22 protein-coding genes are annotated in these 22,069 nt (G+C 61.6%); 11 read left to right on the forward strand and 11 right to left on the reverse strand.

Features of this window, described 5'->3' with window-relative positions; all coding sequences use genetic code 11:
* Positions 1-5 precede the first annotated feature (5 nt).
* The 3 genes from SP68_RS12885 to SP68_RS12895 all read left to right on the forward strand — a co-directional run bounded on the left by SP68_RS12885 (position 6) and on the right by SP68_RS12895 (position 4,924).
* Entirely contained in the window at positions 6-2,507 is a 2,502-nt protein-coding gene (locus SP68_RS12885; protein WP_040968504.1) for a fimbria/pilus outer membrane usher protein, read from the forward strand.
* Positions 2,495-3,499: a fimbrial protein gene (locus SP68_RS12890; protein ID WP_008804917.1), complete on the forward strand. Its 1,005-nt coding sequence runs from the start codon at positions 2,495-2,497 to the stop codon at positions 3,497-3,499. The genes SP68_RS12885 and SP68_RS12890 overlap by 13 nt, the downstream gene beginning before the upstream one ends.
* A 132-nt stretch (positions 3,500-3,631) precedes the next feature.
* A complete protein-coding gene (locus SP68_RS12895; protein WP_016161010.1) occupies positions 3,632-4,924 on the forward strand; it encodes a glycoside hydrolase family 10-like protein in 1,293 nt (430 codons plus the stop codon).
* A gap of 16 nt (positions 4,925-4,940) precedes the next feature.
* Here the strand turns inward: SP68_RS12895 and SP68_RS12900 are convergent, their stop codons facing one another.
* From SP68_RS12900 to SP68_RS12920, 5 genes are all read right to left on the reverse strand, one after another.
* Positions 4,941-6,263, reverse strand: a complete 1,323-nt coding sequence (locus SP68_RS12900) for a type II toxin-antitoxin system HipA family toxin (RefSeq protein WP_008804919.1) — start codon at positions 6,261-6,263, stop codon at positions 4,941-4,943.
* Positions 6,263-6,529: a type II toxin-antitoxin system antitoxin HipB gene (gene hipB / locus SP68_RS12905; RefSeq protein WP_008804920.1), complete on the reverse strand. Its 267-nt coding sequence runs from the start codon at positions 6,527-6,529 to the stop codon at positions 6,263-6,265. Before hipB ends, SP68_RS12900 begins: the two co-directional genes overlap by 1 nt.
* A gap of 265 nt (positions 6,530-6,794) precedes the next feature.
* A complete protein-coding gene (gene uraH, locus SP68_RS12910; RefSeq protein WP_008804921.1) occupies positions 6,795-7,121 on the reverse strand; it encodes a hydroxyisourate hydrolase in 327 nt (108 codons plus the stop codon).
* A complete protein-coding gene (uraD, locus tag SP68_RS12915) occupies positions 7,118-7,618 on the reverse strand; it encodes a 2-oxo-4-hydroxy-4-carboxy-5-ureidoimidazoline decarboxylase (RefSeq protein WP_008804922.1) in 501 nt (166 codons plus the stop codon). Before uraD ends, uraH begins: the two co-directional genes overlap by 4 nt.
* Positions 7,596-8,975, reverse strand: coding sequence for a nucleobase:cation symporter-2 family protein (locus SP68_RS12920; RefSeq protein WP_032730340.1), 1,380 nt, complete (start codon positions 8,973-8,975; stop codon positions 7,596-7,598). The genes uraD and SP68_RS12920 overlap by 23 nt, the downstream gene beginning before the upstream one ends.
* 345 nt (positions 8,976-9,320) lie before the next feature.
* On the opposite strand from SP68_RS12920, the gene hpxO reads away from it, so the two are divergent.
* Positions 9,321-10,475: an FAD-dependent urate hydroxylase HpxO gene (hpxO, locus tag SP68_RS12925; protein ID WP_040968503.1), complete on the forward strand. Its 1,155-nt coding sequence runs from the start codon at positions 9,321-9,323 to the stop codon at positions 10,473-10,475.
* Here hpxO and hpxR read toward each other — a convergent pair.
* Entirely contained in the window at positions 10,456-11,379 is a 924-nt protein-coding gene (gene hpxR, locus SP68_RS12930) for a LysR family hpxDE operon transcriptional regulator HpxR (RefSeq protein ID WP_038422542.1), read from the reverse strand. The genes hpxO and hpxR overlap by 20 nt on opposite strands.
* A 125-nt stretch (positions 11,380-11,504) precedes the next feature.
* Here hpxR and hpxD point away from each other — a divergent pair, with 125 nt between their 5' ends.
* Positions 11,505-12,542, forward strand: a complete 1,038-nt coding sequence (gene hpxD, locus SP68_RS12935; RefSeq protein WP_004148366.1) for a molybdenum cofactor-independent xanthine hydroxylase subunit HpxD — start codon at positions 11,505-11,507, stop codon at positions 12,540-12,542.
* An 11-nt stretch (positions 12,543-12,553) separates the two neighbouring features.
* Positions 12,554-13,528: a molybdenum cofactor-independent xanthine hydroxylase subunit HpxE gene (gene hpxE / locus SP68_RS12940; RefSeq protein ID WP_023322602.1), complete on the forward strand. Its 975-nt coding sequence runs from the start codon at positions 12,554-12,556 to the stop codon at positions 13,526-13,528.
* On the opposite strand, the gene SP68_RS12945 is transcribed toward hpxE, so the two are convergent.
* The gene (locus SP68_RS12945; protein ID WP_023340123.1) at positions 13,505-14,743 is read right to left on the reverse strand and encodes an MFS transporter; all 1,239 of its coding nucleotides are present in this window, start codon (positions 14,741-14,743) and stop codon (positions 13,505-13,507) included. The two genes, hpxE and SP68_RS12945, sit on opposite strands and share 24 nt — an antisense overlap.
* 105 nt (positions 14,744-14,848) lie before the next feature.
* Between SP68_RS12945 and SP68_RS12950 the strand changes: the two genes are divergently transcribed.
* Entirely contained in the window at positions 14,849-15,793 is a 945-nt protein-coding gene (locus SP68_RS12950) for an AraC family transcriptional regulator (protein ID WP_008804928.1), read from the forward strand.
* A 9-nt stretch (positions 15,794-15,802) separates the two neighbouring features.
* On the opposite strand, the gene SP68_RS12955 is transcribed toward SP68_RS12950, so the two are convergent.
* From SP68_RS12955 to SP68_RS12965, 3 genes are all read right to left on the reverse strand, one after another.
* Positions 15,803-16,558: a VOC family protein gene (locus tag SP68_RS12955; RefSeq protein ID WP_012541755.1), complete on the reverse strand. Its 756-nt coding sequence runs from the start codon at positions 16,556-16,558 to the stop codon at positions 15,803-15,805.
* A gap of 177 nt (positions 16,559-16,735) precedes the next feature.
* Positions 16,736-17,047: a cupin domain-containing protein gene (locus SP68_RS12960; protein ID WP_004205936.1), complete on the reverse strand. Its 312-nt coding sequence runs from the start codon at positions 17,045-17,047 to the stop codon at positions 16,736-16,738.
* 21 nt (positions 17,048-17,068) lie between these two features.
* Entirely contained in the window at positions 17,069-17,332 is a 264-nt protein-coding gene (locus SP68_RS12965) for a VF530 family protein (RefSeq protein WP_002904643.1), read from the reverse strand.
* Positions 17,333-17,615: 283 nt separating this feature from the next.
* Here SP68_RS12965 and SP68_RS12970 point away from each other — a divergent pair, with 283 nt between their 5' ends.
* From SP68_RS12970 to SP68_RS12985, 4 genes are read left to right on the forward strand one after another with little or no spacing between them, the layout of a single operon-like run.
* A complete protein-coding gene (locus SP68_RS12970; RefSeq protein WP_016161003.1) occupies positions 17,616-18,644 on the forward strand; it encodes an isopenicillin N synthase family dioxygenase in 1,029 nt (342 codons plus the stop codon).
* Positions 18,645-18,667: 23 nt separating this feature from the next.
* Entirely contained in the window at positions 18,668-19,474 is an 807-nt protein-coding gene (locus tag SP68_RS12975) for a MetQ/NlpA family ABC transporter substrate-binding protein (RefSeq protein ID WP_002904638.1), read from the forward strand.
* Complete coding sequence (locus SP68_RS12980) at positions 19,471-20,262, forward strand: methionine ABC transporter ATP-binding protein (protein ID WP_008804932.1); 792 nt, start codon at positions 19,471-19,473, stop codon at positions 20,260-20,262. The genes SP68_RS12975 and SP68_RS12980 overlap by 4 nt, the downstream gene beginning before the upstream one ends.
* Positions 20,259-20,918, forward strand: a complete 660-nt coding sequence (locus tag SP68_RS12985) for a methionine ABC transporter permease (protein WP_004217626.1) — start codon at positions 20,259-20,261, stop codon at positions 20,916-20,918. The genes SP68_RS12980 and SP68_RS12985 overlap by 4 nt, the downstream gene beginning before the upstream one ends.
* Positions 20,919-20,928: 10 nt before the next feature.
* Here the strand turns inward: SP68_RS12985 and SP68_RS12990 are convergent, their stop codons facing one another.
* Positions 20,929-21,987, reverse strand: coding sequence for an NAD(P)H-dependent flavin oxidoreductase (locus SP68_RS12990; protein ID WP_022066158.1), 1,059 nt, complete (start codon positions 21,985-21,987; stop codon positions 20,929-20,931).
* Positions 21,988-22,069 lie beyond the last annotated feature (82 nt).

Raw genomic sequence — 22,069 nt, forward strand, 5'->3', positions numbered from 1 at the left:
TCGCGATGCGCCACGGCCCGGCTCATACCGTTACCGTCGTCAGCCTCTCCATCCTGCTGGGCGGACAGAGCGCGCCCTTGCACGCCCAGGCGACCTTTAATATGGATCTGCTGGAAAAAAACGACCATTTGCCGGCGGTGGATCTGCAGCGCTTCAATCAGCAAACGAGCCAGCCGCCTGGCGACTATCCGGTCAGCTGGCAGGTCAACGGCGTCACCCTGGATGCCCGTAAGATCATCACGTTTCGCCAGAATGACCGCGGGCAGCTGACGCCCTGCCTTAAGCCGGAAGATCTGCTGCAGGCCGGTGTTAATCCGGCCGTGCTATCCCAGGCGTCCGGCGCAACCTCCCGCTCATGTCCCGAACTCGCCACGCTGTTGCCGGGCAGTACGGTCAATTTCGATTTTGCCCATCAGCGGCTGGCAATGACCCTTCCCCAGGCGCTGATGACGCGCCAGGCGAGGGATAATGTTCCTTCTGCGCTGTGGGATGAAGGTATCAGCGCCTTTCAGAGCAATTACCGCTATTCAGGCGCCAGCCAGCGTACCCGCGAGGGCAACACTGAGCGCGATAACTATCTGATGTTGAAAAGTGGCGTGAACGCCGGCGCCTGGCGCCTGCGCGCCAGCAACAGCCTGACCGCCAACAGCGACGATAAGCCCCACTGGACCACCAGCGGCGCCTGGCTTGAGCGCGATCTGACGCGCTGGCGGAGTGAACTGACGCTCGGGGATACCTTCACGTCGGGCGATGTGTTCGACGCGGTACAGTTTCAGGGAATTGCCCTCGCCTCCAGTGATGCGATGCTCCCGGACTCGCAGAAAGGTTTTGCCCCGACCATCCGTGGGATAGCCAGAACCAACGCCCAGGTCACGGTTCGGCAAAATGGCTACGTGCTGTATCAAACCTACGTCACCCCTGGCGCGTTCGTGATTGACGATCTTTATCCCACCGCCAGTAGCGGCAATCTTGAGGTTGCCGTCAAAGAGTCGGATGGCGAAATCCGCCGCTTCACCCAGCCGTATGCATCGGTCACCAGCATGCAACGCGAAGGCAGCCTGAAATACAACCTGGTCGCCGGGCGCTATCATAGCGACGATGCCAGCCAGCGGCCGTTGATGATGCAGTTGTCGCTGATGCGCGGGTTCGCCCACAACCTGACACTGTTTGGCGGACTGCAGAGCGCGGCGCAATACCATAACCTCTCGTTCGGCGCGGGACAGGGGCTGGGTGATGCCGGGGCGCTCTCGCTGCAGCTGTTAAACGCCTGCGACCAGCACCAGCAGGATCCGATCGATGGCCGGGCCTGGCAGCTCCAGTACAGCAAAGGTTTTGAACGTCTTGGCACGCAATTCACCTTCACCGGCTGGCGTTATTCGCATCAGCGCTATGCCACGCTGAGCGAGGCGTATTCCAGCCCGGATCCCGACGCCGACTCGCGGGATAACGACAACAAAAAAACGACCCTGCAAATCACCGCCAGCCAGAGCCTGCCGTACGATATCACCCTCTATCTGAGTCTCGACCAGGACAGCTACTGGTCAGGGGGCGCCCCACAGCGTACCGCCAATATGGGGATCAGCAGCCAGGTTCACGGTATCGCGTGGTCGCTCAGCTACAGCGATGCGCACAGTAGCGACGGAGAAGAGGAGAATGACGAGCCGCATTCCGATAAAGTGGTGACGTTGTCACTTTCAGTAGCACTGAGCCACCTGCTACCGGGGAGCTATGCCGGCTATACCCTGACCTCCTCCCGCCACAGCGCCGACAGTCAGATGGTCAGTCTCAATGGCACCATGCTGGATAATCACGCGCTCAGCTACGCCGTCAGCCAAACCCTCGATCAGCAAAACGGGCACAGCGGCAGCCTGACGGCCGGCTACAGCAGTGGAAGAGGCGATCTGAATATCGGCTACAGCCGTGACTCGCAGGCCACTCGCCTGAACTACGGCGCCAGCGGGGGTATCCTGATTCACCGCCACGGGGTGGTCTTTACGCCGGAAATGAATGGCGCTGTCGTCCTGATTGACGCCGGTGGCGCAGGCGGTGTGACCCTCGCCAACCAGAGAACCATCGCCACCAATCGCGACGGGTACGCCGTGCTGCCCTTCGCTACCGCCTATCACCGCAACGACGTCGCCCTCGACAGCCACTCGCTACCGGAGAATGTGGATCTGGATAACAGCACCGTGACGCGGGTGCCCACTAAGGACGCGGTGGTGCTGGCGCGTTTTCACACCCACGTTGGTTATAAGGCGCTGTTTACGCTGCAGTCGCAGGGACAACCGCTGCCCTTTGGCAGCGAAGTGCGCGCCAAAGACACCAGCAGCATCGTTGCCAGCGAGGGTCAGGTGTACCTCGCCGGCCTGGCGCCGAAAGGCACCCTGTATGCACAATGGGGGCCAGGCCCTCAGCAGCACTGTACTGCCCGCTACGATCTCACCCCGACGCTGGCGCAGACACCCCATCCACTCATTTTACAGCAGACGTTAACATGTCCTTTTTAACTCTCCTGCGTCGGGCCACCCTGACGCTGTTACTCGCCCTGTTACCCCCCGCCAGCGGATGGGCCTGTACGCCGGTGTTTGTCCGCGGCCAGGCCACCACCCTTCGGCTGAACGTAGGGCAACTCACCGTGCCGGCTGACGCCAGACCGGGCACCCCGCTGTATCACAAAAGTTTCGCCTGGAACCGCCTTAGCGACGGCGGCGAACAGTGGATCCGCTGTGCGGACGACCCGCGTGGGCTGTCGCCGCTACAGCTGAACAGTTTGCTGTCCGGGGGAGCGACGCGACCGACGGTTTATCAAACCAATCTCGCCGGCATTGGCGTTCGCGTATCGCTGCGCGCTATCGGCGGCTATGGCGGTTTTCCTGACCGGCCGACGCCCTCGCCGTTTAGCCAACGGGTGAACAATCCGGCCATATTGCCTGATGCGGTGTGGAAACTGGGCTATTTCCGCCTGACGATTGAGCTTATTAAAACCGGTCCCGCGGCGACACCGGGCGAGCTTGAGTATCACAGCGAGCACTTTTTAATGGCAGAGCATACCCCGCTGGCCGCGTTAGACTTAAGCGGCAGGGTCAACACCGCGGGATGTTCCGTGAATGACGCCACGCCAGCGCTGATTAAGCTGCCCGCCGCGATGCTTGACCACTTCGGCGGCGTCGGCAAAACCACCGGCGACACGCCTTTCGCGCTGCAACTGGATTGCAACAGCGCTGTGACTATTTCCCTGCGTGTTGACGGCGCGGAGCCCCTCACCGCCCGGGGGCATGGCGTTCTGCGCAATGACGCCACGGACGATCGGGCGCAGGGTATCGGTGTGCAACTGCTTTACCATCGCCAGCCGGTTTCCCTGAATCATGAGATGACGCTGGGCAGCGCGAGTGCGGGCCGGTTTATCCTGCCGCTCACGGCCCGCTACTACCAGACCCGTCCCCGGATCACCGCCGGTCAGGTGTCGGCCGTCGCGACCTATACCTTACATTATGACTAGGCGATGGCGAACCGACGGATGAAGGAATTGCTCTGACCCACGAATCGTAAGAGAATAGCCGCTACACGCGACGATCTGATTACACGGGAGTTCATCATCAGCCATTCTCGTCGATTCCCCTTAGCCAGCAAAGTGGCGCTGGCCGGTGCGGCCGTCATTGCCGTGGGCATGCTGTTCAGCTGCACCAGTAAGGCCCCTAAATCCCTTGTCACGGCACCGAACACTACCGCCGTCAAAGCCAGCCAGACGCACCGGGAGCCGGTACGCGGCGTGTGGCTCACCACCGTGTCGCGCCTTGACTGGCCGCCGGTCGGGTCGATTATCGCCAGCACGCCGGAAAGCCGCATCACGCAGCAGAAGCTGGCGCTGATCGCCAAACTCGATAACCTGCAGCGCCTGGGTATCAACACCGTCTTTTTCCAGGTGAAACCCGACGGCACGGCGCTCTGGCGGTCGGACATTCTGCCGTGGTCCGATATGCTGACCGGCAAAATCGGCGAATACCCCGGCTACGATCCGCTGCAGTTTATGCTGGATGAAGCGCACAAGCGCGGTATGAAGGTTCACGCATGGTTTAACCCCTATCGTGTCTCAGTTAACACCAAACCGTCGACCGTTGCCGAGCTGAATAACACCCTCACGCAGGTGCCGGCCAGCGTGTTCGTCCTGCACCGTAACTGGATCCGCACCGCCAGCGATCGCTTTGTCCTCGACCCGGGCATTCCCGAAGCACGGGACTGGATCACCAGCATCGTCGCTGAAGTGGTGCAGAACTACCCGATTGACGGCGTGCAGTTCGACGACTATTTCTACACCGAAACCGCCTCTTCCCCGCTTAACGACAATGAAACCTTCCGCCGTTACGGACAGGGTTACGCCTCGAAGGGCGACTGGCGCCGGCATAACACCCAGCAGCTCATAGCCCAGGTTTCCACTACTATCAAAAAGCTCAATCCGAACGTCGAGTTTGGCGTGAGCCCGGCCGGGGTGTGGCGCAACCGCTCGCACGATCCGGCGGGGTCCGATACCCGTGGCGCGGCCGCCTATGATGAGTCCTATGCCGATACCCGCAGCTGGGTGCAGCAGGGACTGCTCGACTACATCGCGCCGCAGATCTACTGGCCGTTTGCCCGCGATGCCGCGCGCTATGATGTGCTGGCCAACTGGTGGGCCGAGGTGGTTAAGCCGACGCATACCCGGCTGTATATCGGCGTGGCGCTGTACAAAGTGGGTGAGCCGTCCAAAAATGAGCCTGACTGGACGGTGGATGGCGGCGTGCCGGAGCTGAAAAAGCAGCTCGACCTCAATGAAACTCTGCCGCAGATCCAGGGCACGATCCTGTTCCGCGAAAATAACCTCAATCAGCCGCAAACCCGGCAGGCGGTCAACTATCTGCGCAGCCGCTGGGGGCAACCGCAAAGCTAACCGCCAACCGGTTCTGCTATAGCGCCTGCAGCCCTTGCTGCAGGCGGGCGTGCAGCTTCAGCATATTTTCCGTAATGGCCCGCCAGACGTGGGTGGAAAAGTCCGCCGGCAGCGTCCGGCGAGCGCTTTCGATTGCCTGCGGCACATGCCCGGCAAACTCCTGGAGGATCGCCAGCATCTGCTCCCCAGGAAAGTTCACCGCTTTGGCGGTTGCCAGAAAATGACGCGGATAGATAGCGTTAATCTCTGTTTTCCGCCCTTTTGTGGCATTGAGCCCCATCGACAGCTTCAGGTCGCGCAGATGCAGTCCCGTGCCTCCCAGCACCGGAAACGCCGAAATGATGTCGTAGAACGGCGTTAGACGGTAGCTGCCACCGGGCAGCAAAAAGAGCGAGAAGTTCTTCGCATGCCCGTCCGTTGCCCCAACCAGCCACTGAAAAACCATGAATTTCATAAAGTCTGCGCGATCTTTCAGGGCTTCACTGGAGCCCAGCAGAAAGGCCATGATTGCCGCAATACCCGGCCCGCCGTCAGATTCATATTTCATCGACGACGGGATGCCAAAGGCCTGACACAGATCCTCCTGCGGCAGACGCAGCAGCACCCGTCCCTCCTGCGCCCAGCGCCGGTCAAAGCGGGTCACCGCCAGCGCGCGGATCCGCGGCGTGGTGATAATCTCTGCCTCCGGCACCGCCAGGCCCAGTTCCCTGGCCAGCGCCAGGCACAGAAACTCGTTATCCACGCTTTCACGCAGATCCAGCGTCGCATTAGGCTGCTTTATCTCGCCGATGGGCAGTTTAATGATATGCGTGGTCGGCGTGGTGCCCTGCGGAATACACCAGTGCCCGCCCATCCGCAGCAGCGCCGTTTTCTCCTGGGCGCCGGCCACCGAGATACGGAAATCATCCTGGCCGGTAATCATCCCGAGAGGGATATCCGACTGGTAGGCGGTCAGCAAAGCGGTGAGCTGCGCCTCATCCAGCGTCTGCCAGCGCAACCCCTCAAGGTGCGCCTCTTCCCCCGGCGGTAGCAGAGTCACCGCCCCTACGCTATCCCGTCCCACTTCGGCCAGCAGATCGAACGGCTGCTTCGAGCGCGCCTGATAGCGCCTGACGATCCGATCGCGGACCTGCGGGCTGTCGGGCAGCAGATTATCAAAATAGTGATACACCGCGTCGGCGGTGATATTGCCATACTGCAGCGGCAGCGAGAGGGAGAGCGGTCTGGCGCGCGGGCTGCGCAGCCACTCTTCGTCATAGCGAAAACTGTGCGCCCCGTTAGCCTGGCGGGTTAAGGTGCCCACGCGCACATTGTTCATCCAGGTGGTAAGCGTCGCCATTACCAGTCAAGGTCCGTGTTGTTATCGGGAGCCGGCGCCGTCTCTGTGGCTTTGGCGTTCAGCGTCATCACCACCCCTAGCGACTGGAGGATCTTAAACAGCGTGGTTAAGGTGGTTTTGTCGGGGTGATTTTCAAAATTGGACAGTGTGGCCTGCTTAATGCCGATCCGCCTGGCCAGCGCATCCTGGGTCCAGTGGTTCTGCTGGCGCAGCAGCTTCAGATAATTGGCCAGCTGCACGGGACTGTATATCTGCGGGGAATTCATCGCCTTGTTCCTCACCATCATTTATCCCCCTATCGGGATAAATTTGGTTTTATACCCTGCAGGGGATAATGTCAAGATTATACCCTGGTGGGGATAGGTGGGTGATTATCCTTGAGTGGGGATAAAACAGGAAGGATGGTGGCCAGAGACACCTTTACATGCCCGGTGACGGCTGCGCCTTACCGGGCCTACGAGCTGTCTCTGCCCGCGCCGTAACGATCCAGGCCGGGCAAACGCAGCGCCGCCCGGCATCGGGCAGCCGGGTTTAGCTGCCGCGGTAGGTCGACCACCCGCCCGGGGCGATGAGAAACGGCAGATGGAAATGGTCATCTGCCGCCTCGCCGATAACAAAATCAATCTGCGCCCGGGTAAAGACGCTCTCCCGCCCGGCGCGGGCAAACCACGCCCCGGTTTCCGCCGTTAAGCAATAGCTCCCCGCCGGCAGCGGTGCGGCGCTAAAGGTGGCGATACGCCCCTGGGCGTTGGTCACCAGGGTCACCAGCGTCTCGCCCTCCCGACTCAGGCTGACCGTCACGCCTTCCGCCGGCCTGCCGGTGGAAATATCCAGAATATGGGTGCTCAGGGTACTCATTCGCCAATCACTCCTTCCAGTCTTAACATCGTAATCTCTCGCAGCTGGGCAAGCGCCTCAGTCACTTCTTCGTCGGCGGTATGCTGCAGTCGGCGCGTCAGCGCCTGTAAAATCGCTTCGCCGCTGCGCCCTTTGGCGCGGATTAAAAACACCCGGCCAAAACGGGCCTCGTAGCGGGCATTGCCCTCCTGCAGGGCCTGCGCGAGCCGCTCATTCTCGCTGTCCACCGCCGACTGCTCCTGGCGCGACAGCGCCGCGTGCGCCTGGCCGCCGGTCGGCTTTTCACCGATCCGCGGATGGGCGCTGAGCGCCGCGTTCAGCTCGTCCTCTCCCCAGTAATCCATCGCCTCACGGGCGGTCTGCAGTAGCGCATGACGGCTGGCAAAAGGTCGCAAGTTCACCAGCGTCTCGCCCCAGGCCGGGATCGCCACGCAGGGGGCCAGCAGCCCCACTGCCTCATCTTTACTCAGGCCGTTAAACTGACTCAGCGCGATCATCCTGACTCCTTATCGTTTTCGTCGCCGCCTGCTCCTGCGGCAGAATAAGGTTCAGCGCTATCGCTACCAGCCCACCGCTGGTGGCCGCCGAACCGAACAGATCGCCGACCATCGGCGGAAAATGGCTGAGAAACGCCGGCACTGACTCCACGCCAAGGCCAGCACCAAACGCCAGCCCCACAATCAGCACATCGCGACGGCTCAGCGGGGTCTGGGTAATAATCCGGATCCCGGCCGCCACTACACAGCCAAACATCACCATCGTGGCGCCCCCCAGCACCGGCGCCGGGATCTGCCGCAGCAGTTCGCCCACCGGGGGAAACAGTCCAAGCAGGATCAGAATCACGCCAATGTAGCGTCCGACATAGCGGCTGGCCACCCCGGTCATCTGGATCACGCCGTTGTTCTGCGCGAAGGTGGTGTTCGGAAAAGCACAGAGCATGGCGGCCACCATACAGCTGACACCGTCCGCCAGGATACCGCCCTTCAGCCGGTTACGAAAAGCGTGATCATCAATAGACTGTTGCGAAATCAGCGAGTTGGCCGTCAGATCGCCCACCGCCTCCAGAATACAAACCAGCGACACCAGGGCGACCGGCAGAAATATCGCGCTGTTAAACTGAAAGCCGAACGGAAACAGCGTCGGCAGGCGAAACAGAGTGTCGCCCAGGCTGTGAAGATGGAACTGACCGCTCAGCCCTGCCGCGACGCAGCCCACGGCAATGCCCACCACCACCGAGGAGAGACGCAGCCAGCGGTTTTTGGCGCAGCTCAGCAGGACGATAACCCCGAGGGTGCCCGCCCCGAGTGCGATGTTGCTCATGCTGGCGAAATCCTCGGCCTTTTCCCCACCGCACCAGTTGATGACGCTGACTTTGATCAGACTGATGCCGATCAGCGCAATCACGCTGCCGGTGATAATGGGGGTAAAGATTTTTTTCAGCGGCTCAATAAAACGGCTGACAATCACCGGCACCAGAGCGGCGACAAAGTTAACGCCAAACAGCATTGCCATCATATCCTGCGGCCCGCCGCCCTGCGCTTTTACCCACATCCCTCCGGCCACCGTCACGCCGAGGAAGGCGAAGCTGGTGCCCTGCATGCAGATCATCCCGGCGCCAACGCCCCCTACCCGATTGGACTGCAGAAAGGTGCCAATGCCCGAGGCCAGTAGCGACATACTGATGAGATACGGCAGCCAGTCGCCAAGCCCGAGGGTAGCGCCGATGATCAGCGGCGGCGTGATGATCCCCACCAGGCCCGCCAGCACATGCTGGAGAGCGCTGAAAAAGGCCGGAAGCGGTGGGATCCGCTGTTCAAGGCCGTAAAGCAAGCCACTGTAATGTTCGTCAGACATGGTGTAATCCCATAGCAAAGAGAAGTGCATGGGCTAGTGCACAAAGCAGGCCAGAGACGACAAAAGCGACCAGAAAATTTCATTAATGCTGCAAAATCATTAACTTAAATTACTCTATTTACCTATACCTCCCCACCGATGCTGAACCAGAGTGATGAAACGATAGATTCTCAATGCGACATTGAGAAACTTTTGATTCATAAAAAGGCAACCAATACGTCACATTGCACCGATGCGGTGCGTCATGACCTGTCTCTGTGCCTCTGGCAGGCGGTTTTCCTCCCTCCGGCGAACTGGTACGCAAATTGCTGTAGTCAGTCACAACATCGGGAGAAGGAGAAAAAAATGAAAGCAATCGTGATTGGGGCCGGCATCGGCGGCTTAAGTGCGGCAGTGGCGCTCAAACAGTCGGGGATCGACTGCGACGTCTATGAAGCGGTGAAGGAGATCAAACCGGTCGGCGCGGCGATTTCCGTGTGGCCCAACGGCGTGAAGTGCATGGCCCACCTCGGCATGGGCGACATCATGGAGACCTTCGGCGGGCCGCTGCGCCGGATGGCGTATCGTGATTTCCGCAGCGGCGAGAACATGACCCAGTTCAGTCTCGCCCCGCTGATCGAACGCACCGGCAGCCGCCCCTGCCCGGTCTCCCGGGCAGAGCTGCAGCGGGAAATGCTGGATTTCTGGGGACGGGAAAGCGTGCAGTTCGGCAAACGCGTCACCCGCTGTGAGGAAGATGCCGACGGCGTGACGGTGTGGTTTACCGATGGCAGCAGCGCCAGCGGCGATCTGCTGATTGCCGCCGACGGCAGCCATTCCGCACTGCGTCCGTGGGTGCTGGACTTTACCCCGCAGCGCCGCTACGCCGGGTACGTCAACTGGAACGGTCTGGTGGAAATAGATGAAGCGCTGGCGCCCGGCGACCAGTGGACCACCTTTGTCGGCGAAGGCAAGCGCGTCTCGCTGATGCCGGTCTCCGCCGGCCGGTTCTATTTTTTCTTTGATGTGCCGCTGCCGGCGGGTCTGGCGGAGGATCGCGACACTCTGCGCGCCGACCTCAGCCGCTACTTTGCCGGCTGGGCGCCGCCGGTGCAGCAGCTTATCGCCACCCTCGACCCGCAGACCACCAACCGTATTGAAATCCATGATATCGAGCCGTTCAGCCGCCTGGTGCGCGGCCGCGTCGCGCTGCTCGGCGACGCCGGACACAGCACCACCCCGGATATTGGCCAGGGAGGCTGCGCGGCGATGGAAGATGCGGTGGTGCTGGGCGCCGTTTTCCGCCAGACCCACGATATTGCGGCCGCCCTGCGCGAGTACGAGGCCCAGCGCTGCGACCGGGTTCGTGACCTGGTGCTGAAGGCGCGCAAGCGCTGCGATATTACCCACGGGAAGGATATGCAGCTCACCGAAGCCTGGTACCAGGAGCTGCGCGAGGAGACCGGGGAGCGCATTATCAACGGCATGTGCGACACCATCCTCAGCGGGCCGCTGGGCTGACCGTCGCCATGGATTCAATCACCGCACTCAGCGTCTGAATGGCCATTTGCGCGGGCCGCGAAAGCTGACGCGAGGGCGCGGTACACAGCGCCAGGGTCAGCGGTCGCAGCAGCGTACTGCGCAGCGAGATAAAGGCCAGCTGTCCGCGCTGGACTTCGTCCAGCACGTCGAGCAGGCTGAGGAGCGTCACGCCGCTGCCGCGCAGCACCAGCGACTTGATGAGCCGGATATCATTGCAGCTGATGGTATTCTCCGGCGCAAAGTCATGGTGGCGATAGAGGAGCGCCACCCGCTCATGGACGATCAGCGGCGCGCCGGGCACGATATGCCGCTCCAGGCTGAGCTCGCCCAATGACAGCGCTTTCGCCCCCGCCAGGGGGTGGTCCGGGCGCATCACAATCCCCACCTCCAGTTCGGCAAAGGCCAGCACGCTGAGTCCGGCCTGCCCCTGCGGATCGAGGATCAGGCCGACGTCCAGGTCCGCCTGACGCACTTTCTGGCTGACGGTGTGGCTGTCCGCCACCTGCAGATCCAGCTCCAGCCACGGCCAGCTGGCGATGATCTCCGCCAGCGCGGCGGCGAAGCCCCCTTCCGCCAGCGCCTGCACCATCCCAACGCTGACGCTTCCGCGCTTCATCCCCTGCAGCTCATCAAATTTCTGTCGGGTCTGACGAAATTCCTTCTGCCAGCGCAGCAGATTGTCATACAGCAGTTCACCGGCGGTGGTCATCCGCAGTCCCTCCGGCAGGCGCTCGAACAGCGGGGTGCCGAAGGCCTCCTCGGCCTGCAGGATCTGGCGGTTAATTGCCGAGGCGGAGATATGCAGCTGCTCGGCGGCCCGGCGCAAGCTGCCGCAGCGGGCCACGGCGATAAAATAGTGGGCGAAACGGGAAAAAGGACTCATGGCACCTCTGTACTCTTTTTTGCAACAGCAGAGTGAATTAATGGTGATGGATGTGAACACCCTAATATGACAACAATAATCTCACAACAATAAAACAATCACCGATGTGAGCAGGAAGAGAAATCATGAAGACAATCACCCCCACGCCCCCCGCCCATTGCACCTTTGATCCAGAGGACTGGCTGCGGCTGGCCCGCTGCTGGCACCCGGTGGCCCGCGCCTGCGATATTACCGGCGCCCCGGTGAAAGCCACCCTGCTGGACGAACAGCTGGTTATCTACCGTATTAAAGGCCAGGTGGTGGTCGCCCGCGACGTCTGCCCGCACCGCGGGGTGCCGCTGACCCTGGGGTTTCATGAAGAGGAAGGCATCGTCTGCCCCTATCATGGCCTGCGCTTTGGTGAGGATGGCCGCTGCAACCGTATCCCCTCCAGCCCGGGGCAACCCATTCCGGCCAAACTGCATCTCACCAGCTTCGCCGTGGAGGAGCGCTACGGGCTGATCTGGACCTGCCTGGCCTGCGATCCGGACAATCCGCCGCCGTTACCGACCATGCCGCACTGGGACGACGCGGGATTTCAGCAAATCAACTGCCCGGCCTTCGAGGTGAAGGGATTTGCCGGCCGCCAGGTCGAAGGCTTTCTCGATGTCGCCCACTTCGCGTGGATCCACACCGACACCTTCGCCGATCCGGACAACCAGCAGGTGCCGGACTATACCCCGCAGGAGACGCCGTTCGGCTTTGTTGCCGACTACTGGAGCTCGGTGGGCAATTACCCGGCCAGCTCCGATTTCCGTGCGCCGGAAGGGTTCCAGTGGCTGCGTCACTTTGAAATGCATCTGCCGTTCACCGCTACGCTGACCATCCATTTTCCCGCCGACGCCAGGCTGGTGATCATGAACGCCGCCTCGCCGGTGTCGTCACGGGTAACGCGGATGTTTGCCCCTATTGCCCGCAATTTCGACCTGCACGTGCCGGTGGAAGACGTACATGCGTTCAACCTGCGGGTGTTCGAAGAGGACCGCCTGATGGTAGAAACCCAGCGTCCGGAGCGGCTGCCGCTGGATCTGACCCTTGAGGCGCATATTCCGGCAGACCGTAGCTCCATCGCCTACCGGCGTGGGCTGAAGAAAATGGGTTTTGGCGATTTCTTTCTGGTATGAGTGGAGGTCATATGCGCGACATATTCCCCGTGGTGGTCGATGGCCTGTGGCGTCAGGGCGCGAAAAATCTGGCCGTTCGTCTGGTGAGCGCCGAGGGGCAACCGCTGCCGGCGTGGACACCCGGCGCCCATATCGATCTCCATCTTCCCTGCGGGCTGATCCGCCAGTACTCCCTGACCGGCAGCCCGGCCGAACGGGATCACTATCTGCTCTGCATCGCCCGCGAGGCGCAGTCCCGCGGTGGCTCAGGCTATGTCCACGACACCCTGCGCCCGGGACAACCGCTGATGATCTCTGCCCCGCGCAACCACTTTCCGCTGCACGAGGGCGGCCATGTGGTGCTTCTCGCCGCCGGGATCGGCATTACGCCGCTGCTGGCGATGGCCCACGCCCGGGCGGCGTCCGGCGCCAGCTTTACGCTGCACTATTACGTTAGCCGTGCGCAGGAGGCCGCCTTCGCCACCGAGATCGCCCGCCAGCTAACCGGTGGAATCTGCCAGATCCACTGCTCAGACGAGGGGCAGAGTCCGCGCCAGCGGCTGGCGCAGGATCTGGGGGCTCCGGACGCCGACACACGGGTCTACTTCTGCGGTCCGCCAGGATTTATGGCCCGGGTTCGCGATACCGCGCGGGCGGCCGGATGGGAGGAGGCGCAATTGCACAGCGAAGCGTTCCAGCCGCCCGCCCCGACGGCAGCGTCGGCGGCGGACGGAACCTTCACCATCACCCTCGCCTCCACCGGGGAACGCTGGCCGGTCCCGGGGAACAAAACCATCGCCCAGGTGCTACAGGAGCATGGCGTCGCGGTGCCGCTCTCTTGCGAGATGGGGATCTGCGGCGCCTGCCTGACGCCGGTGCGGGAGGGAACCGTCGACCACCGGGATACCGTGCAGTCGGAGGCGGAAAAACAGGCCGCAGAGCAGCATATTGCGCTGTGCTGCTCCCGCAGCCTGTCGGCCAATTTAGTTATCGATCTCGCGGGATAAGCGGCCCGTCTCCGGCCGGTCAGCGCTGGCAACCGGTTTCACCCGCACGGCGGCGAAGACAATCACCATCGCGCTCAACAGCAGCAGACCGCTGCCGGTGAAGACGCCGCTGGCGCCGTGCAAATCAAACACCGCCCCGCCGCCGGCGGCCCCGGCGCTGATGGCCAGCTGAATAGAGGCGACCAGCAGACCGCCCGCGCTTTCTGCTTCATCCGGCACGGTGGTGGCAAGCCAGGTGGACCAGGCCACCGGCACCAGACCGAAGGCAAATCCCCACAGGGCGACCAGCAGCCCGTCCAGCATGGTCAGATGGCCAAACGTCACCATCAGCAGCGCCAGAACGCTCATCATCAACGGCACCAGCGCCAGGGTCAGGCGCAGGCTACGGCTCAGCAGATAGCTCGCCACCGAGGTGCCGATAAAGTTAGCGATACCGAAGCCGAGCAATATCAGCGAGACCCCTTCGACACTGGCCTGCGCCACGGTCTCAAGGAACGGCCGCAGGTAGGTAAAGAAGGCGAAATGGCCGCTAAAAATCAGGATTGTCGCCAGCATGCCGCCCAGCATACCGGGACGGCGCAGCACCCTGAACAGCGTGGAGAAGGTCCCGACGCTCTCCGGACGCATGGAGGGCAGCACCCACAGTTGCCAGAGCAGCGCCAGCAGGCTGGGTATCGCACAGAGAATAAATACGTTGCGCCAGCCGATCAGCTCGCCAAGATAGCTGCCGAGCGGCGCGGCTACCACCGTAGCGACAGACACCGCGGAAAAGATGATCGCCAGCGCCTTCGGCACATGGGCCGCCGGCACCAGACGCATCGCCGTGGCAGTGGACATCGCCCAGAAGCCGCCGATGGCGACCCCCAGCAGCAGACGGCCCAGCAGGAGAAACGCCAGCGAATCGGCAAAAGCGACCATCAGGCTGGAGACTATCTGCAGCACGGAAAAGAACATCAGCACCCAGCGGCGATCGATATTGCGGGTGGCGGTGGCGATCAGCAGGCCGGTGACTAACGCCACCAGCGCCGTCGCGGTGACCGCCTGTCCGGCCATCCCTTCACTGACCCCGAGGCTGCTGGCCATCGGCGTTAACAGGCTGGCGGGCAGAAACTCGGCCACGATCAGGCCGAACACCCCGAGGGCCAGGGCATAGACGGCGCGCCAGGCAGGTTTGGCGGGTGACAAGCTCGCGTCAGCAGCTATGCAGGAACTCATATACATCTCTCCAGGTTTATTAACATCCTGGTCATCTTAGGGACTTACCTTTGGACGATATATGATGCATACTCTTCAGTTATTGATTATTCGTCCGGAATTACCATGAGCCAGCCTGGCATCGACCTGACCAGCGAACTGTTGCGCGGGATGCGCCTCTCCGGCGTTAACTACCGGCGCATCGAAACCGCACGCCCGTTCGGCGTCGGCTTTAGCGCCGTGGCGGGTAAAGCCCAGTTCCATTTCATCAGCCGCGGGCCGGTGCTGCTGCGCATGGCCAGCGGAGAACAGTTCACCCTCGAGAGCGGCGATGCACTGTTTATTCCCAACGGCGACGGGCACGCCCTGCTTTCTGATCCGCAGGCCACGGTGGTCAATGTGGCCCAGCTGCCCAGCGAAACGGTGTGCAGCACGGTAAGCTGTATCAACGCCGGCGGCCGCCCGGATTGCCCGGAGCGCGCCGTCATTTTCAGCGGTTGTATGGATTTTGAGCTCGGCGGCATGCAGCCGCTGGTGAAGGCCATGCCCGAGGTGATGCGGGTCAGCAGCCTGCTAAACACCTGGCCGGAGATCCAGCCGCTGTTGGTAGCGATGGAGCGGGAATCCCTCACCCGCCAGGTAGGCTATGCCGGGATCCTCGCCCGGCTGGCGGACGTGGTGGCCGCGCTGATTGTCCGCGGCTGGGTAGAGTGCGGATGTGGCAACGCCACCGGTTGGGTACAGGTCCTGCGCGATCCCCGGCTGGCAAAAGCGATCTATGCCATGCATCAGCGCCCGGGGGTCAACTGGAAAGTGGAAGATCTGGCGCGTGAGGCGGGGCTTTCACGCTCGCTGTTCGCGGAACGTTTTCTCGCCGCGACAGACACCACCCCCGCCCGCTATCTGACCGAGCTGCGTATGCGGCTGGCGGTGCAGTACATCACCCACGAAGGCCAGGCGCTGGAAACGGTCGCCTTCAGCCTCGGGTATCAATCGCTGGCGGCCTTCAGCCGGGCCTTCAAACGCATCACCGGCCAGCCGCCGGGGGCCCTGCGCGCCACGGCACGCTAGATTCAGCTTTTATGTAAAGCGATACACGCCGTTGCCGACGCGAAAGCGCTGCCCCTTAAGCGCCGGGTTGGCGACGCGAAACACCAGTTCGGTCAGCTGGTTAGCGGGTCCTTCGCGGAAAGTAAACCACTGGCCGCCCACGTCCAGTCCCTGCTCCCCCTGTGGCGGGAAGCCCAGCAGCGCCTGCCAGCGATCGCGTACCGCCTGCGGATTGACCACCTCGAACACCGCCTGCTCAAGCGCAATGTCGCCCAGCGGGTGCGGCACGTCCAGTTCCTGAGCGCGCAGCCGCGCCAGCCGGGTGGTATCGTCTTCTCCCCACTGCAGCACAAATGGATAGACCAGCCCGTCAGTGTCGCCATCGATGGTGAAGATCCGCCAGCGGATGATATTGCCCTGCGGATCGTTGCGCTGACCATCGACAATCGGTGATACCGCCAACCCCTTGCGACGCAACTGGTCATGAGTGGCCTCGATGTCGTCGCTGCGCAGCGCCACCCGAAACAGCGCTTCGTTCTCCGGCAGCAACCGCTCGGCATCCCGCGAAAGCAGGAACCTGTCCGTCGCGGCGCGCAGTTCGTCCGGGTCGGAAATGGCGAGGAATTCGATATAGGTCAGGCCAAAATAGCTCAGCGCATTGCGGGTTCCCCACCCCGGATGTCGCCCTCCGGCCACCGCCCGCAGCTGCTGGTCGGCAAAGGTCTGAATGGCCGCGTCCGGCTGATTCACAAACTGTACTGCGTGGTCCCACTGCAAGGTTGCCATGATCTCTCCCGCGATTGTGCCTGTTCAGGCGCCTGCGGCAAAAGATAGTGCTGGGGTGAAGGGAATGGCAAACAAGAATTAAATATATCGAAAGCTGGATAAGTGATTTATATCAACGCGGTATGTTGAGTCTAACCGGTGATGAAACGGCGGGCTAAGAACCGCCCGCCGGAGGGATCAGACCGACCCTTCTTTCTCGATCACCAGAATACGCGCCGCCCCCTGCGGATGGGCGACATGCTCGCATCCCACTTCGGCGTAGAAGATATCGCCGGCGTTCAGCATGATGACCTGCTCCTCGCCGTCGACTTTCACATGCATCGCCACCTGACCATCCATCACGGCAAACACCTCCTGACCATCGTTGATGTGCCAGATATAGGGTTGGTCGGTCCAGTGCAGACGCACGGTGGTCCCGGAAAAATTGGCGATATCCAGCGCGCCCCACGCGCGGTCGGCGGTGAAATCTTTACTGCTCCAGCTCTGCATGATGGTGTCCTGTGGTAAGGGTTATTTTTTCTGCCAGTTTGCCCAGGGATCCGCTTTCTCCACCGGCGCGTCATCATCAAGGGAGGCGAGATACATGGCCTCCACCTCTTTGCGCGCCCACGGCGTCCGGCGGAGAAATTTGAGGCTGGACTTAATGCTGGGATCGCTTTTAAAGCAGTTAATGTTGACCTGGCGGGCCATTTCCGCCCAGCCATAGCGCGCCACCAGGGCATTGAGCAGCGCTTCCAGCGTCACGCCGTGCAGGGGATCTTTCGAGCTGTGCATTACGATACGTCCGTTCCGCATTAAAAAAGTGCGCCTACCTTACTGGCTCTGACCGACGGGCGCAACCGGCTTCATTACGCGCTTTGCGCCTATATCTATTTAACGCAAAAGCACTGAACCCCGCGCGGTCATAAATTAGAAAATAACGTTATTGGTTGCTTATTTGGCCTTGAGGCAAGCTGTGTTCAGCCCCGGACAGAGGAAATCACCATGCGCTGCTGTTGTGCCCGAACCCTGAACCTGAATCAACCCATAACTTATTACCCCGTTTTCGGAGAACACAATGAACGCGACCACCCTGCCGATTCTCGACCTGGCCCGCTACGCGGACCCCGCGAATAAAGCGGCCTTCCTGGCCGACCTGCGTCACGCCGCCCGCGACATCGGCTTCTTCTATTTGATCAACCACGGTGTGGACGACGCGCTTCAGTATGAAGTTCAGCGCCAGTCTCAACGCTTTTTTGCTCTCGATGAGGCGCAGAAACAGCAGGTGGCAATGATCCACTCCCCCCATTTTCGCGGCTATAACCGCGCGGCCTCAGAGCTGACGCGCGGCCAGCCTGACTGGCGAGAGCAGTTTGATATCGGCGCCGAACGTCCGGCGCTGACCCTCAGCGACGACGCCCCGCGCTGGCAGCGCCTGCAGGGTCCGAATCTGTGGCCTGCCGCCCTGCCGTCGCTTAAACCAGTATTACTTCACTGGCAACAGCAGATGACCCAGGTGGGCATCCGCCTGCTGCGCGCTTTTGCCGAAGCCCTGCAGCTCCCGGAGAATGCCTTTGACCGGCTCTACGGCGAGAAACCCAACGAGCATATCAAACTGATCCGCTATCCCGGCCAGCAGGAGACCCAAAGCAGCCAGGGCGTCGGCGCCCATAAAGATTCCGGTTTCCTCAGCTTCCTGCTGCAGGACGAACAGAAAGGACTGCAGGTAGAGGTCGCGCCTGGACAATGGATCGACGCCGTGCCGCTGGCCGGCAGCTTTGTGGTCAATATTGGCGAACTGCTGGAGCTGGCGACCAACGGGTATTTGCGCGCCACCGTCCATCGCGTGGTGTCGCCGCCGGCGCAGCAGCAGCGCCTCTCCATCGCTTTCTTCCTCGGCGCCCAGCTTGACGCGGTGGTGCCGGTTTACACCCTGCCGCCCGAGCTGGCGCGTGAAGCGCGAGGTCCGGACAGCGACCCGCACAATCCGCTGCTACGCGATGTCGGCTGGAATTATCTCAAGGGCCGTCTGCGTTCCCATCCGGACGTGGCGGAACGCTACTATCAGGACGTGTTTCGCGAACGCGCCGAGCAATTGATCGTTTAACCATAACTAAAAAGGAACACACCATGAAATATGCCGCTTTTAAACTGGCAGGGGTCGCACTGTCTCTTTCTCTGGCATGGACGTCTGCCCAGGCTGCCGCGCTGCGCGTCGCCGCGGACCCGGTTCCCCACGCGGAGATCCTCAACTACATCAAAAAAATCGATCCCAGCCTCGATCTGAAGGTGGTGGAGCTGACCAGCGGGGTCAACGCCAATGAACTGCTGGCCAGTGGCGATGTGGATGCCAACTACTTCCAGCATGTTCCCTATCTGAAGGATCAGGAAAAAGCGCTGGGTAAAACCTTTGCCGTCGCGGCCACCGTGCATATTGAGCCGCTGGGAATTTACTCGCATAAGCATAAAGATTTCTCATCACTGCCGGAAAACGCCACCGTGGCGGTGCCGAATAACACCACCAACCTGAGCCGGGCGCTGTTCCTGCTGCAGGCGCAGAAGCTTATTAAGCTGGATCCCAAATTTACCGACCCGGCCACCACCCTGGCGACGCCGAAGGATATTGTCGAGAACCCGAAACACCTGAAGATTCTGGAGATTGAATCACCGCAGATCCCGCGTTCCCTCGACGATGTCGACCTGGCGGTGATTAACGGTAACTACGCGCTGGAAGCCGGCCTGGTGCCAGCGAAAGATGCCCTGGGGCTGGAAAGCGCCGAGCATAATCCGTACGCCAATATTCTGGTGACCACCCCAGCCCTGGCGAATGACCCGCGCATTAAGGCGCTGGCGAAAGATCTGACGTCACCGCAGGTGGCGGAGTTTATCCGTAAAACCTACAACGGCTCGGTGATCCCGGTGGCCCCTCAGTCATGATAACCATCGAAGGGCTGAGCAAAACCTACGCCGGAACCGGCCGACCGGCGCTGAACGATATCGCGTTGCAGATACCGAAAGGGGCAATATACGGCATTCTCGGGCGCAGTGGCGCCGGCAAAAGTACGCTCATCCGCTGTCTCAATTTACTGGAGCGGCCCACCTCGGGCCGCATTCTGGTGAACGGACAGGATATTACCCAGTTGAACAAGGCGGCGCTGCGGGATTATCGCCTGCGCACCGGGATGATTTTCCAGCACTTCAATCTGCTGCATGCCCGCACCGTCGCTGACAACATCGCGGTGCCGCTGGAGATTGCCGGAGTGCCGAGGGCCGCTCGCGAGGCCAGGGTGCGCGAACTGCTGGAGCTGGTGGATCTCAGCGAAAAGGCCGCCGCCTTCCCGTCGCAGCTTTCCGGTGGGCAAAAACAGCGCGTCGGCATCGCCCGGGCGCTGGCCGCCCGGCCGGAAGTGTTGCTGTGCGATGAGGCGACCAGTGCGCTGGATCCCGAGACCACCGCCTCGGTGCTGGCCCTGCTGGCGGATATTAACCAGCGCCTCAATCTGACCATCGTGTTGATTACGCACCAGCTGGAGGTGGTGAAAACCATTTGTGACCACGCGGCGCTGCTGGAACAGGGCGAGATTGTCGAGAGCGGTAAACTCGCCGACCTGCTGGTGACCCCATGGTCGCGGCTGCGCCAGTCGTTGCTGCACGACCCGCAGGCTGAACAAGATTTTCTTACCCGTCACGGCGTTCAGGGGAGGCCATTATGCGGAGTAGCATGAGCTGGGAAGATTTGTGGCCGTTATTACTCGACGGCACGCTGGATACGCTTTATATGGTGGGCCTGGCGGCCCTGTTTACCGTTCTGATCGGGCTGCCCACCGGCGTGCTGTTATTTATTTCCCGCGCCAACGGGCTGGCGCCGATGCCGAAACTGAACGCGCTGTTAGGCGCGGTGATCAACATCGGCAGGTCGCTGCCGTTTATCGTGCTGCTGATCGCCCTGATCCCCTTTACCCGCCTGATCGTCGGCACCACGCTGGGCAGCACCGCCGCCATCGTGCCGGTGACCATCGGCGCCTTTCCGTTCTTTGCCCGTCTGACGGAAAACGCGCTCGACGAGGTGGACTACGGGAGAATCGAAGCCATTCTGTCGATGGGCGGTAACGTCTGGCACGTGATTTTTAAATCCCTGCTGCCGGAAGCCCTGCCAACGCTGCTGGCCGGGATCACGCTGACCATCGTGATGCTGATTGGTTTCTCCTCCATGGCCGGTGTGATCGGCGGCGGTGGACTCGGCGACCTCGCCATCCGCTACGGCTATCAGCGGTTTAATAATGAAGTCATGTTTGGCACGGTGCTGATCCTGGTGGCGATGGTGCAGGGCGTGCAAATGGCCGGCGATCGGCTGGTGCGCAGCCTGGCCCACCGTCGCTAACCGTCAGACACTAGTTCCAGCCGCACTCTGCCGCCAGCTGACGAACCAGACTGGCGGCGTCACACTCGCGGATCAACCCCACACCCTGCCCGGCCCAGTGGGCGCCATACTCATGAACGCCCTGGGCTTTCGCGGCGGCGGCCAGCGCTTTGCCGATATCATACGCCAGCGGATAATCCGGCACGGCGCTCGCCGGACAGGCTTCCCCCAGCGCACAGAAGGCATTCGCCAGACAGCGTGCCGGGCGCCCGGATATCGCGGAGGTCAGCACCGTACGTCCGTCAATGCTGTTGTTGATCGCCGCGCGATAACCGGCGTCGGCGGCGGATTCCGGACACAGTAAAAACGCCGTACCGAGCTGAACGCCTTGCGCCCCCAACTGCATTACGCTGGTGATCCCCGCCCCGTCCATGATGCCCCCGGCGGCTACCACCGGGATGGTTAGCCGACGCCGCAGAAGTTGCACCAGGGTGAACGTGCTCAGTTGGGCATCAGGCTCCTGCGGAGCAAAGATCCCCCGGTGTCCGCCCGCCTCATAGCCCTGAGCGACCACTACGTCGATCCCCTGCTGTTCAATCAGCAGCGCCTCCTGGAGCGAGGTTGCCGTCGCCAGGGTGACAATCCCCTGCTGTCGCAGACGCTGGATCGTCTCACGTTCAGGAAGACCAAAATGAAAACTCACCACCGCCGGCGACAGGTCGAGAAGCAGCTCCAGCATCGGCGCATGACCGATAAATGTCTGGTAGATCTCGCTTAACGAATCCGGTGGCGTACTGCCATAGCGGGCAAAATGGGGTCGTAAAGTTGTTGCCCAGTCGGCTTCCCGCCGGGCGTCGCGCCGGGGCGGCGCATGGCAGAACAGATTGACATTGAACGGACGGTCCGTCAGCTGGCGGGTGGCGACTATCATCGCTTCCGCCTGGGTAACGGTTGAAGCACCCAGCCCCAGCGAGCCCAGCGCGCCGGCATGACTTACCGCGGCAGCCAGCGCGGGGGTGGAGACGCCCGCCATCGGGGCCTGAATCAGGGGATAATCAATATCAATAAGCGAAAGCAGCGGGTTGCTCATGGTTTCCTCATGCATTAGCGGTGCCGGAGGCTTACCATCTCCTTTAAAGATGGTAAGATCAACATCATTATCGTATTGAGAA

The sequence above is a fragment of the Klebsiella variicola genome (assembly GCF_000828055.2).
Lineage (GTDB): Bacteria > Pseudomonadota > Gammaproteobacteria > Enterobacterales > Enterobacteriaceae > Klebsiella > Klebsiella variicola.

Excerpts from the sequence above, each read along its gene's own strand:
- uraH (WP_008804921.1), bottom strand. The coding sequence starts at position 7,121 with ATGAGTACCCTGAGCACCCATATTCTGGATATTTCCACCGGCAGGCCG.
- SP68_RS12980 (WP_008804932.1), top strand. The coding sequence starts at position 19,471 with ATGATAACCATCGAAGGGCTGAGCAAAACCTACGCCGGAACCGGCCGA.
- hpxD (WP_004148366.1), top strand. The coding sequence starts at position 11,505 with ATGAAGACAATCACCCCCACGCCCCCCGCCCATTGCACCTTTGATCCA.
- SP68_RS12955 (WP_012541755.1), bottom strand. The coding sequence starts at position 16,558 with ATGGCAACCTTGCAGTGGGACCACGCAGTACAGTTTGTGAATCAGCCG.
- SP68_RS12945 (WP_023340123.1), bottom strand. The coding sequence starts at position 14,743 with ATGAGTTCCTGCATAGCTGCTGACGCGAGCTTGTCACCCGCCAAACCT.
- SP68_RS12970 (WP_016161003.1), top strand. The coding sequence starts at position 17,616 with ATGAACGCGACCACCCTGCCGATTCTCGACCTGGCCCGCTACGCGGAC.
- hpxE (WP_023322602.1), top strand. The coding sequence starts at position 12,554 with ATGCGCGACATATTCCCCGTGGTGGTCGATGGCCTGTGGCGTCAGGGC.
- SP68_RS12900 (WP_008804919.1), bottom strand. The coding sequence starts at position 6,263 with ATGGCGACGCTTACCACCTGGATGAACAATGTGCGCGTGGGCACCTTA.
- SP68_RS12920 (WP_032730340.1), bottom strand. The coding sequence starts at position 8,975 with ATGTCTGACGAACATTACAGTGGCTTGCTTTACGGCCTTGAACAGCGG.
- hpxR (WP_038422542.1), bottom strand. The coding sequence starts at position 11,379 with ATGAGTCCTTTTTCCCGTTTCGCCCACTATTTTATCGCCGTGGCCCGC.
- SP68_RS12965 (WP_002904643.1), bottom strand. The coding sequence starts at position 17,332 with ATGCACAGCTCGAAAGATCCCCTGCACGGCGTGACGCTGGAAGCGCTG.
- SP68_RS12990 (WP_022066158.1), bottom strand. The coding sequence starts at position 21,987 with ATGAGCAACCCGCTGCTTTCGCTTATTGATATTGATTATCCCCTGATT.
- hipB (WP_008804920.1), bottom strand. The coding sequence starts at position 6,529 with ATGAATTCCCCGCAGATATACAGTCCCGTGCAGCTGGCCAATTATCTG.
- SP68_RS12960 (WP_004205936.1), bottom strand. The coding sequence starts at position 17,047 with ATGCAGAGCTGGAGCAGTAAAGATTTCACCGCCGACCGCGCGTGGGGC.
- SP68_RS12890 (WP_008804917.1), top strand. The coding sequence starts at position 2,495 with ATGTCCTTTTTAACTCTCCTGCGTCGGGCCACCCTGACGCTGTTACTC.
- SP68_RS12950 (WP_008804928.1), top strand. The coding sequence starts at position 14,849 with ATGAGCCAGCCTGGCATCGACCTGACCAGCGAACTGTTGCGCGGGATG.
- SP68_RS12975 (WP_002904638.1), top strand. The coding sequence starts at position 18,668 with ATGAAATATGCCGCTTTTAAACTGGCAGGGGTCGCACTGTCTCTTTCT.
- SP68_RS12985 (WP_004217626.1), top strand. The coding sequence starts at position 20,259 with ATGAGCTGGGAAGATTTGTGGCCGTTATTACTCGACGGCACGCTGGAT.
- uraD (WP_008804922.1), bottom strand. The coding sequence starts at position 7,618 with ATGATCGCGCTGAGTCAGTTTAACGGCCTGAGTAAAGATGAGGCAGTG.
- hpxO (WP_040968503.1), top strand. The coding sequence starts at position 9,321 with ATGAAAGCAATCGTGATTGGGGCCGGCATCGGCGGCTTAAGTGCGGCA.
- SP68_RS12885 (WP_040968504.1), top strand. The coding sequence starts at position 6 with ATGCGCCACGGCCCGGCTCATACCGTTACCGTCGTCAGCCTCTCCATC.